Here is a 9,476-nt window from a genome sequence, read left to right on the forward strand (position 1 = left end):
GGGCCGCGTCACCGGATCGTCCTGAACTCGGTCCGCACCGACACGGCCACCCCGGCGACCTCGAACTCGACGGGTTCACCGAAGCGGTACGGCACCGCCGAGGTGTACTCGTCGCCCTTCGGGGCCTGGTAGAGCACGCACTCGCCGACGAGGACGTCCACGATGAGGTACGTCGGGATGCCGCGTGCGGCGTACTGGTTGAGCTCGCGTCCGTAGTCCTGTCCGACTGTCGACCGGGAGACGCTTTCGGCGACGAAGCGCACGTGCTTCTGGTCGACGAAGGCGTCACCCGGGCCGAGCACCCCGGCGTCGACCACCAGTACATCGGGTTCGGGCGTGTACCCGTCCAACTCCGGGAGCACACCCTTGTCCCGGGTGACATGAAGCCCGGACCCACCGCCGAGTTGTTCCGCCAACTGCGATCGGATCGAATCGTCCGCCTCGCTGTGCGCCTCTGTCACTGGAGACATGTACAGGCGCCCTTGATCGAACAGCAGCTTGACGGCCTTGGGCAGCTTCATCGAGTGGCGCACCTGACGCAGCCACTGCGCGTACTCCGGGTACATCGTGCTCATTGCGTCTCCCATGCCACCACGAGGTGCCACCACCGTAGAGGCGGCGCGGGAAGCCGGGCGCTGTGTTCACGGCACCTGCGGGAGCCGATCGGCTTTTGAGGCGCCGGGCCGGAGGCCGGTGTTGCCGGCATCCTCTACGCCGCTTCCTGAGCCATGTCCTCCTCCGGCTCCTCCGTCGGAGACACAGGCACAGGCACCGGCATCGGCGCCAGCGGAGGCAACGACACCGCCTCCGCCGCGGCGTTCGCCGCGAGGAGGTCGCGCAGGGAAACAACCGGCATGGACATGGACGCCTCCAGCGGGTCGGGGGCGAGTGCGGAGGGCTACTTAGGTAGACCTAACCACGGGCTGGATATCATAGGACCACGCCCGATGCCGGGGACGCAATGTTTTGCCGACATCGCGTCGGAACGTTCACACCTGGAGCACACGGTCCAGTTCGGCGCCGGCCCAGCGGGCCCCGAGCCCGCGCAGCGACACGTGCCGGACCTCGTCCGTCGTGTCCCCGACGGCCCGCTGGATCCGCACCACGAGCCGGTCGTCCGTCAGCTCCTCGACCTTCCCCTCCCCCCACTCCACGACGATCACGGAGTCGGGGAGGGAGACGTCGAGGTCGAGGTCCTCCATCTCGTCGAGCCCGCCGCCGAGCCGGTACGCGTCGACGTGGACGAGAGGGGGCCCGGAGCCCAGGGAGGGGTGGACGCGGGCGATGACGAACGTCGGCGAGGTCACCGCCCCCCGTACGCCGAGCCCTTCCCCGAGCCCTCGCGTGAGCGTCGTCTTCCCGGCCCCGAGCTCCCCGTCGAGCATGACGAGATCCCCGGCGCGCAGGATCGAGGCGAGCCTGAGACCGAGGTCGCGCATCTGCTCGGGGGACGTGACGGTCAGCTCAACCTGGCTGTGCTGTGCTGCTTCCATAGCCGCCAACCGTAGCCCCCGCCGGAAACGCCCCGGCCCGCATGAGCAGGTCGGCGAGCCGGTCGGTGACCACCTCGGGGTGCTCCAGCATCACCAGATGCCCGGCGTCGGGGACGAGCACCAGCTCGGCGTCCGGCAGCAGATCCCCGATGGCCTCGCTGTGCTCACTCGGCGTCACCAGATCCCCGACCCCGGCGAGCACCAGCACCGGCATCTCCCGGAACGACGCCAGCGCCTCGGTCTTGTCGTGCTCGGTGAACGCCGGATAGAACTCGGCGACGACGTCGATGGTCGTCCCCTCGATCATCCGCTCCGCGAACCGCGCGACCGCGGGATCGACGTCCCGCGAGGAGAACGAGTACCGCTTGATGATCCCGGCGAAGATCTCGGCGGTGGCCCGCCGCCCCTTCTCGACGAGCGCGGCCTGCTGCCCGAGCACCTTCAGGACCCCCGGCAGCACCCGCCGCACGGCGTTGACCCCGGCGGCCGGCAGCCCGTAGTTGACCTCCCCGAGCCGCCCGGAGGACGTCCCGACGAAGGCGGTCGCGACGACCCGCTCCCGGACGAACTCGGGGTACTGCCCGGCGAGCGCCATGACGGTCATCCCGCCCATGGAGTGCCCCACGAGCACGACGGGCCCCTCGGGCACCGCCGCGTCGATCACGGCCTTCAGATCCCGCCCCAGCTGATCGATGCTGACCGGCACCCCGTCCTTGAGCTGCGCGACCCCGTGCCCCGACCGCCCGTGACTGCGCTGATCCCAGTGCACGGTCCGGACGACCCCCCGCAGCGCCGCCCGCTGGAAGTGCCACGAGTCCTGGGTCAGGCAGTACCCGTGACTGAACACGACGGTCACCGGAGCCGGCGCCTTGCGCCCGAACAGGCGCCGCCGCCGGGGCGCGGACCCGCCCTCGGGCTCGACGTCGTCGACCTCGTAGTACAGCTCGGTGCCGTCGTCGGCGTACGCCTTGCCGGGCGTACCGCGCAGCGCGCCGTACGGACCGGCGGAATCCAGCGCGAGGCGCGCCTTCTTGCGCATCCCGCGCCCGACGGTCATCCGCTCCAGGGCGACCCCCGCGGCGGCGCCCGCCGCGATCACCCCTATCGCCGCGCCCGCGATGCCGGTCGCGCGGCGCCAGTTGCCCGCGGCGTCCCCCGTGGCGGAGACGATCGCCTCCACACCGCTCTCGCTCACGTACCGCTCCTCTCCACCGGGTGACTACCCATTCACATAGACGCGGGGAACCCGCGCGGAGATCCGGGTGACGATCTCGTACCCGATGGTCCCCGCGGCCTGCGCCCAGTCCTCGGCGGTCGGTTCCCCACGATCACCCGGTCCGAACAGGATCGCCTCCGCACCGGCCCCGACCTCGTCACCTCCGAGGTCCACGACGAACTGGTCCATCGCGATCCGCCCGGCCGTCGTACGCCACTTCCCGCCGATCAGCACCGGCCCGGAGCCCGAGGCGTGCCGGGGGACGCCGTCGCCGTAGCCCAGCGGGACCAGCGCGAGGGTCGTCTCGCCGGGGGTGACGTAGTGGTGGCCGTAGCTGACGCCGTGCCCGCCGGGTACGTGCTTGACCAGCGCGACCGGCGCCGTGAGCGTCATCGCCGGGCGCAGGCCCAGATCGGCGGGGGCGCCGAGGGCGGGGCTCGGGGAGAGGCCGTACATCGCGACGCCCGGCCGGACGAGGTCGTAGTGCGCCTCGGGGAGGGTGAGCGTGGCGGGCGAGTTCGCGATGTGCCGGACCTCGGGACGGACACCCCGCGCTTCCGCGTACGCCGTCATCTCGCGGAAACGATCCAGCTGGGCCTGGGTGGAGGGGTGCCCGGGTTCGTCCGCGCACGCGAGGTGCGACCAGATGCCCACGATCCGTACGGCGCCGGCGCGCTCGGCGTCCAGGGCGCGGCGTACGAGGTCGGACCAGTCGGCGGGCTGACTGCCGCCGCGGCCGAGACCGGTATCGGCCTTGAGGTGGACGAGGGCTGTGCTGTTTGCCGCTTTTGCGGCTTCCGTCGCTTCTTTCAGCGCCCACAGCGCGCTCACCGACACGTCGATGCCGGCCTCGATGGCCTCACGCCATGGGGCGCCCGGCGTCCACAGCCAGCACATGATCCGTACGTGGTCCGGGAGCCCGGCGTCCGCTTTGAGGGCCAGCGCCTCCTCCGGTGTCGCCGTCCCCACCCACGTCGCGCCCGCCTCCACCGCCGCGCGGGCGCACGGGATCGCGCCATGGCCGTACCCGTCGGCCTTCACGACCGCCATGAAGGCCGCGCCGGGTGCCTTCGACCGCAGCGCGCGCACGTTCGCCCGCAGCGCCGCCAGGTCGATCACCGCCCTGGGGCGCGCCCGTTCCGTCTCTCTCATCGCCCCCAGTCTCTCAGAGCCGCCTCTTCCCCCAGACGTACACCCGGTCGCCCTTCTTCAGCACACCCCACAGCTTGCGGGCGTCCGGCACGGTGAGATTGACGCAGCCCATCGAGCCGACCGTCGTGTGAATGCTGCCGTACACCGCGTGGAATGCCTGGCCGCCGCTGAAGAACTGCGAATACGGCATCGGGGTGTTGTACAGCGTGGAGACGTGATTCTTGTGCCGCCAGTAAATCTTGAACCAGCCGGTGCGGGTCGGATGCGCTTTCCGCCCGCTCCGCATGGAGACGGGGCCGAAGACGACTTTTTTCCCCTTCTGCACCCAAGTGATCTGCCGGGTGAGATCCACACACGCGACGCGGTAATTCCTGACGGGACACTTCTTCGCCGCATTCGGCTTCTTCTTGGCGGAGAGGAATTGCATCCGCTTCCAGGTGACCGGCCCCGCGAATCCGATAGCCGGCTTGATCTTCTGCTTCTTCTGGAACGCCTTGATCGCCTTGCAGTCCTTCGCCGACTGCTTCCCGTCCACTTTCAGCTTCAGCCACCGCTCGACCTGCCGCTGATAGGGCCCGGTCTTCTTGGTGCAGCTGATGCGGGCGACGGCTTCGCCGAGGGGTACGTATTCGACGAGTGCGTAGGCGTTGGGGGCGGCGTCCGGGGGCTCGACGGCGTCTTCCTCAGCGCCGGGTACGTACGTCTTCGGCGCCAGCACCTGATCCGGCGTGTCGACCAGCGCGGTCTGCTTCACGCCGGGCACGAGGTCTTCCTCCGGGACGGGGGTGGCACTGGCAGCAGTGCCGGGCAGCAATACGACGCCGGCCAGCAGCAGGGCGAGGGGTGTACGTCTGCTCATCATGCGATCAGACGTAACGCCCCTGGGGGCGCGGGGCGTGGAGGGCACGCGGTGGGGTCACCCGGAACGCGGAGCGCGGCGGCGCGCTACGGGGGGCCGGGCCTTGGTTCATCGGGGTCGGTACGGCCGTGTCCCGGTGGCCCGTCGCGTCCTCCACCGGGCGGTTCTCGTACAGGGCGTCGGCGGCCTCCTCGAAGGTGCCGATCCGTCCCTGACCCGGGCCCGGTGTGCAGTCGGCGAACAGGCCGTACAGGCCACCGCGGTCGGTCGCGGCGAAGGCGAGGTAGCGCAGGGCGGGGTCCGCCGGGCGGCCGATGGTGTGCGGGCCCTCGCTCCACAGCGGCAGGTGCCGGACCGGGGGGATCGCGCACTTCATGGGCAACAGCCAGGCCGTTCCCTGCCCTCGCGGGGGAAGTCCGGTGCCGGGCTCCGGGGCCCACCCGAAGTCGGCGGGGTGCCCTGTGCCGTCCCGCAGACGATAGAAAGCCCGCAGGCCCGGCGGGAAGACCAGGTCGAGTTCCCGCTCCACCGCCTGGATCTCCGCTTCCGGGGCGGGCGGCGGGAGCATCTGCCACGAACGTGGCGCGTGCTGCTTCAGCCACGCCTCGATCCTTGCCCAGGCACCCTCTGTCGCCGGCCGTCCCCCACGCGAAACCCCTCCCTACTCGTACCGCTCCCAACTGTGCCCGCCCCGATGCCCTTCCGTCAGCCAGCACGCGTCTCCCTTTTCCGGCCCGCGTGAGACGCAGTACGGCAACTGTTCCACTTTCACGTTCTGAGGGTCCGACCAGATGATCCACACCGAGCCGCTCGCTTTTGCCGAGAGGTCCCTCAAGAGGCAGGTGTGCGTGCCGTACTTGTGCTTGTCGAGTTCACAGGTCACGTAGTCCGGGATCGGCTCCTCGTCCGGCCGGCCGTCCGGGTAATTCAGCGCGGCTTCCTTCAGTTCGTCCGGGACGACGATGGTGACGGAGCAGAGCATCATGGCAACCTCCTCGACTTTCTGGGTCGTTCTGGTCACACGATGGACTATCGGCCCGTACGGTTGAAGGGTTCTGAGGTTTCCAATAGCCCTGGAAAGCAGGTGAATTGAACAGGTGAACGGAGAATCGGAGCCTGTGGACGGACTGGAGTGGTTCGGGAGGGAGGTCGCGGCGGCGCTGGAGCACAAGGGGGCTACGCAGAGGGCTTTGGCCATTGCTACGGGCTACAAGGAGCCGTACGTGTCCAAGGTGGTCAACGGGAAGGCGCTGGCGTCACAGCACTTCGCGGACAAGTGCGACTGTTTCTTCAACACGCCGGGGTCGTTCGGGCGGTTGTTGGTGCGGGTGAGCGAGCGGGGCCATCCCGGGTGGTTCGTTCCGTACGTGCAGTTGGAGAAGAACGCCGTCAAGATCGAGGGCTACGCCCCGAGTCTGGTGACGGGCCTGCTCCAGACCCCCGAGTACGCGGAGGCGGTCTACCGAGCGGCGCACCCACGCGAGACCGACGACGAGATCAAGGCGCGTGTGGAACTCCGTGTACATCGCCAGGCCATCCTGGACCGGGAGAACCCGCCGCTGCTGTGGGTCATCCTCCACGAAGCCGCGCTCCGTACGGTGGTCGGGAACCGGTACGTCATGGTCGGGCAGTTGGAGCACCTCGTGGTGATGGCGGCATCCCCGCACGTCGCGATCCAGGTTCTCCCCTTCGAGGCAGGGGCGCCCGCGACGAGCAAGCCGTTTATCCTGCTAACGCAAGACGACGAAGCGCAGATCCTGTACTCGGAGACCGTCGGCCGAGCGTTCGTCAACGACTCCCCGTCTGACGTACGGCGGTCGTTGGACACCTACGAGCGGCTGCGCGCGACAGCGGAGTCCGAGGCGCGCTCCCTGGCCCTCATCCGCTCGATCATGGAGGAATACGCCAGATGAGCAGCACCCTCGACCTTCGTGGCCTTGCCTGGGTCAAGTCGACCTACAGCGACGGCGATGGCGGCGAATGCGTCGAGTGGTCCCCCTCCTACGCCCGTGCCCACGGCCTCGTCCCCGTCCGCGACAGCAAAACCCCCACCGGCCCGACCCTCCTCCTCACCCCCACCGCCTTCACCGGCCTCCTCACCCTCGCCCGACTTTCCTGACTCCCAGGAAAGTCGGGGCGAGTTGAGTACGCGTGCTCATGTGGGCGCGCGTACGTGAGGGTTGGATGGGTCGTGCGGGAGGAATGACGGGACGTCGCCGGCGAGCGGCGTGGGGGAAGGCGTGGCCTGGTGGCTTCCGGAGGGACCCTGTTCGAGGGCATGAGCCATGAGCAGATGCTGGCGTGGCTGAACCAGGCGAACGCGGGGATGGTGCAGACGGCCGCGTCGAAGCTGGAGTCGGCGGCGGAGGAGATCGCGAGGATCGCGGAGGAGTTGGGGACGCGCCCCGACAGAGTGGAGTGGAAGGGCGAGGGCGCGGACACGTTCCGCTACTGGGCCTCCGACCTCGCCAACGCCACCTGGCGGCTGTCGGAGTTCAGCAAGGGCGCCTCAGGCTGGCTCAACCAGGCGTCCGACTCCATCGCCTTGGCCCAGTCGGCGATCCCCCGCGACGCGCCCGCCGCGCAGGCGAACCTCGACGCCGCATACGCCGCGCACAACGACCCGGACGCACCCGCGATCAGGTCCCGGTATGCCCAGAACCTCGCGGAGCTGACCGCCGACCGGGAGAAGGTGCGGCAGGAGGCCGCCGCACAGATGACGAAGCTGGCGCAGTCGTACGCGTGGTCGGCAACGCAGCTGAACGCGCTGGAGAGGCCGAGGTTTCCGCCGCCGCCGAAGGCGTTCGTACCGGCTGATGTTGGCGCGGTCGACTCGAAAGAAGCCGACAAGGCTGAACTCGACGGGCCTTCCGGCGTGAACTCGACTGCTGGGACTGTCCACGCAACCAGCACTACGTCCGGTGCCGGAAGTTCCGCCGGAGTGTCTTCCCTTCGGCATGTCGCCGCTTCCGGGTCCCAGCCGGATATCTCCGGTGAGTCGCTGCCGCCTGTACGGACCGCGATCGACTCAGTTGGCACCTTGCCGTCCCCGACTCCGCTGGAGAGTTCGCGCGACTCTGCCGAACCCATCGCCCTGAGGGGTGCAACGCCACAAACCGGCCCGGTTCCTGCGCTGTTCGGCGGCGGGCAGACCCTGCCCGTCAACAATCCGGCGCTCAGGGCGTCCATGCCCTCGATGGGCCGAAGCGCTGGAACCCCGACGCCTGTCGGCCATGTTCCGAGTGTTCCCGGCGGCACGGGCAACGGCATCGTCGGTGGCCGCCCGGTCCTCCCCTCTGAAGGCAGGCCGACCGGAGCCGTCCCGCGCGGCATGGTCGTAGGCGGGGAAAGCGCACCCCCTCGTAACCCCATGGGACCGATGGGGCAGACCCCCGGCATGGGAACCCTCGTCGGCCGGGACATGGGCACACCGGGCACGGCTTCCGGCGGCCGTTCCGTATCGCCTCCTGGAGGCATCGTCGGAGGTCGTCCCATGGCCGACTCCGGTGTCGTGGGCGCCAACCATGGTCAGCGGTCAGGGCGTGCGGGAGCGCGTGTGCCCGGTTCCGGGGTGATCGGCTCTGGCGGAACGGGAACGGGTCCCAGCAACGCGATCACGGGTGGTACCACCGCCGCCGGACGCTCCGGTGAGGGGCACGGTGGGGCGAGGGCCGCAGCCCATCCGTCCCGGACGACGTCCTTTCCGAGCACGAGAAACGGAAACGGTCGGCCGTACGGTGTCGCGGAGGACGAGGAGACCTGGCGCCGGAACCGCCGGCCGACTGTGCCGCCGGTCGTCGACTGACGGGTTCAGGGATGAGGGAGAGCGAAGTTCATGCACACCAGTGGTACTCGACACAAGGTCCGTCGCGTTGCCGCTGCGACGGCCCTGGGCCTGCTGCTGGTGGGCGCCGCCGGGACGCCGGCAGTCGGCGCTGACACGATCCGCCAGGAACAGTGGTACCTGGACGGGATGCAGGCCGAGAAGATGTGGAAGACCAGCACCGGTGAGGGCGTCACCGTCGCGGTCATCGACAGCGGCGTGGATCCGAACAACCCCAATCTCGCAGGACGTGTTCTCGCGGGCAAGGACTTCACCCCGGACGAACCCGGTGACGAGCACACGGACTTCAGCGAGTACGGGCACGGTACTGGGATGGCCGGTCTGATCGCGGGCACAGGCGCGAACGGCGACAGGAACGGAGCGTACGGTCTCGCACCCGGTGCCAAGATCCTGCCGATTCGTGTGCCTGACGGAGGGAAGGCCGCCAACCTGGCCGCGGGGGAGACGAGCATCAATACGGCACTGGTTCCGGCGATCCGTTATGCGGCTGATCGCGGTGCGAAGGTCATCAACATTTCCCTGGCGGTGTCGGAGTCGACGCCGGAAGTGACAGAGGCTGTCGCGTATGCCCTCAAGAAGGGCTCTTTGATCTTCGCCGGAGTCGGCAACGATGCGCAAAAAGGCAACCTGGTGATGTACCCGGCGGCCACCCCTGGCGTGGTCGGCGTTGCCGCCGTCGGCAAGAACCTGGGGAGAACCGAATTCTCCGAGTACGGCCCGCAGGTCGACATGGCCGCTCCCGGCGAGGACATGGTGCATGCCTGCGGCGGAAAAACCGGTCTCTGCACCACCAGCGGCACCAGCGACGCCACCGCCCTCGCCTCCGCCAGCGCCGCCCTGATCTGGTCCGTCCACCCCACCTGGACCAACAACCAGATCCTCCGCGTCATGCTGAACACCATCGGCGCCCCC

12 protein-coding genes are annotated in these 9,476 nt (G+C 69.2%); 4 read left to right on the forward strand and 8 right to left on the reverse strand.

All coding sequences use genetic code 11. The features are described 5' to 3' along the window. Window positions 1-8: 8 nt before the first annotated feature. The 8 genes from PV682_RS20590 to PV682_RS20625 form a co-directional block, all read right to left on the reverse strand. Window positions 9-575, reverse strand: coding sequence for a Uma2 family endonuclease (locus PV682_RS20590; RefSeq protein WP_319731850.1), 567 nt, complete (start codon window positions 573-575; stop codon window positions 9-11). Between the two features lie 134 nt (window positions 576-709). Continuing rightward, window positions 710-862 carry a hypothetical protein gene (locus tag PV682_RS20595; RefSeq protein WP_319731851.1) on the reverse strand — a complete coding sequence of 51 codons (153 nt, stop codon included), beginning with the start codon at window positions 860-862 and terminating at the stop codon, window positions 710-712. A 127-nt stretch (window positions 863-989) separates the two neighbouring features. Further along, entirely contained in the window at window positions 990-1,493 is a 504-nt protein-coding gene (tsaE, locus tag PV682_RS20600) for a tRNA (adenosine(37)-N6)-threonylcarbamoyltransferase complex ATPase subunit type 1 TsaE (protein WP_319731853.1), read from the reverse strand. Further along, window positions 1,465-2,688, reverse strand: a complete 1,224-nt coding sequence (locus tag PV682_RS20605) for an alpha/beta fold hydrolase (RefSeq protein ID WP_319731856.1) — start codon at window positions 2,686-2,688, stop codon at window positions 1,465-1,467. Before PV682_RS20605 ends, tsaE begins: the two co-directional genes overlap by 29 nt. Window positions 2,689-2,712: 24 nt before the next feature. Beyond that, window positions 2,713-3,861 carry an alanine racemase gene (alr, locus tag PV682_RS20610; RefSeq protein WP_319731858.1) on the reverse strand — a complete coding sequence of 383 codons (1,149 nt, stop codon included), beginning with the start codon at window positions 3,859-3,861 and terminating at the stop codon, window positions 2,713-2,715. 13 nt (window positions 3,862-3,874) lie between these two features. Next, window positions 3,875-4,723 (reverse strand): L,D-transpeptidase family protein, encoded by an 849-nt coding sequence (locus tag PV682_RS20615; RefSeq protein ID WP_407705706.1) that lies wholly within the window; start codon window positions 4,721-4,723, stop codon window positions 3,875-3,877. A gap of 4 nt (window positions 4,724-4,727) precedes the next feature. Further along, a complete protein-coding gene (locus PV682_RS20620) occupies window positions 4,728-5,288 on the reverse strand; it encodes an SMI1/KNR4 family protein (protein WP_319731862.1) in 561 nt (186 codons plus the stop codon). Window positions 5,289-5,381: 93 nt separating this feature from the next. After that, the gene (locus PV682_RS20625) at window positions 5,382-5,741 is read right to left on the reverse strand and encodes a hypothetical protein (protein WP_319731864.1); all 360 of its coding nucleotides are present in this window, start codon (window positions 5,739-5,741) and stop codon (window positions 5,382-5,384) included. Between the two features lie 97 nt (window positions 5,742-5,838). Between PV682_RS20625 and PV682_RS20630 the strand changes: the two genes are divergently transcribed. From PV682_RS20630 to PV682_RS20645, 4 genes are all read left to right on the forward strand, one after another. Then, window positions 5,839-6,633: a helix-turn-helix domain-containing protein gene (locus PV682_RS20630; RefSeq protein ID WP_319731866.1), complete on the forward strand. Its 795-nt coding sequence runs from the start codon at window positions 5,839-5,841 to the stop codon at window positions 6,631-6,633. Further along, window positions 6,630-6,839: a DUF397 domain-containing protein gene (locus PV682_RS20635; RefSeq protein ID WP_319731868.1), complete on the forward strand. Its 210-nt coding sequence runs from the start codon at window positions 6,630-6,632 to the stop codon at window positions 6,837-6,839. The genes PV682_RS20630 and PV682_RS20635 overlap by 4 nt, the downstream gene beginning before the upstream one ends. 129 nt (window positions 6,840-6,968) lie before the next feature. Continuing rightward, window positions 6,969-8,525: a translation initiation factor IF-2 gene (locus PV682_RS20640; RefSeq protein ID WP_319731870.1), complete on the forward strand. Its 1,557-nt coding sequence runs from the start codon at window positions 6,969-6,971 to the stop codon at window positions 8,523-8,525. A gap of 30 nt (window positions 8,526-8,555) precedes the next feature. Continuing rightward, window positions 8,556-9,476, forward strand: a 921-nt coding sequence (locus tag PV682_RS20645; protein ID WP_319731872.1) for a S8 family serine peptidase, incomplete at its 3' end; no start/stop codon positions are given.

It is taken from the genome of Streptomyces niveiscabiei (assembly GCF_033794345.1).
Classification (GTDB): domain Bacteria; phylum Actinomycetota; class Actinomycetes; order Streptomycetales; family Streptomycetaceae; genus Streptomyces; species Streptomyces niveiscabiei.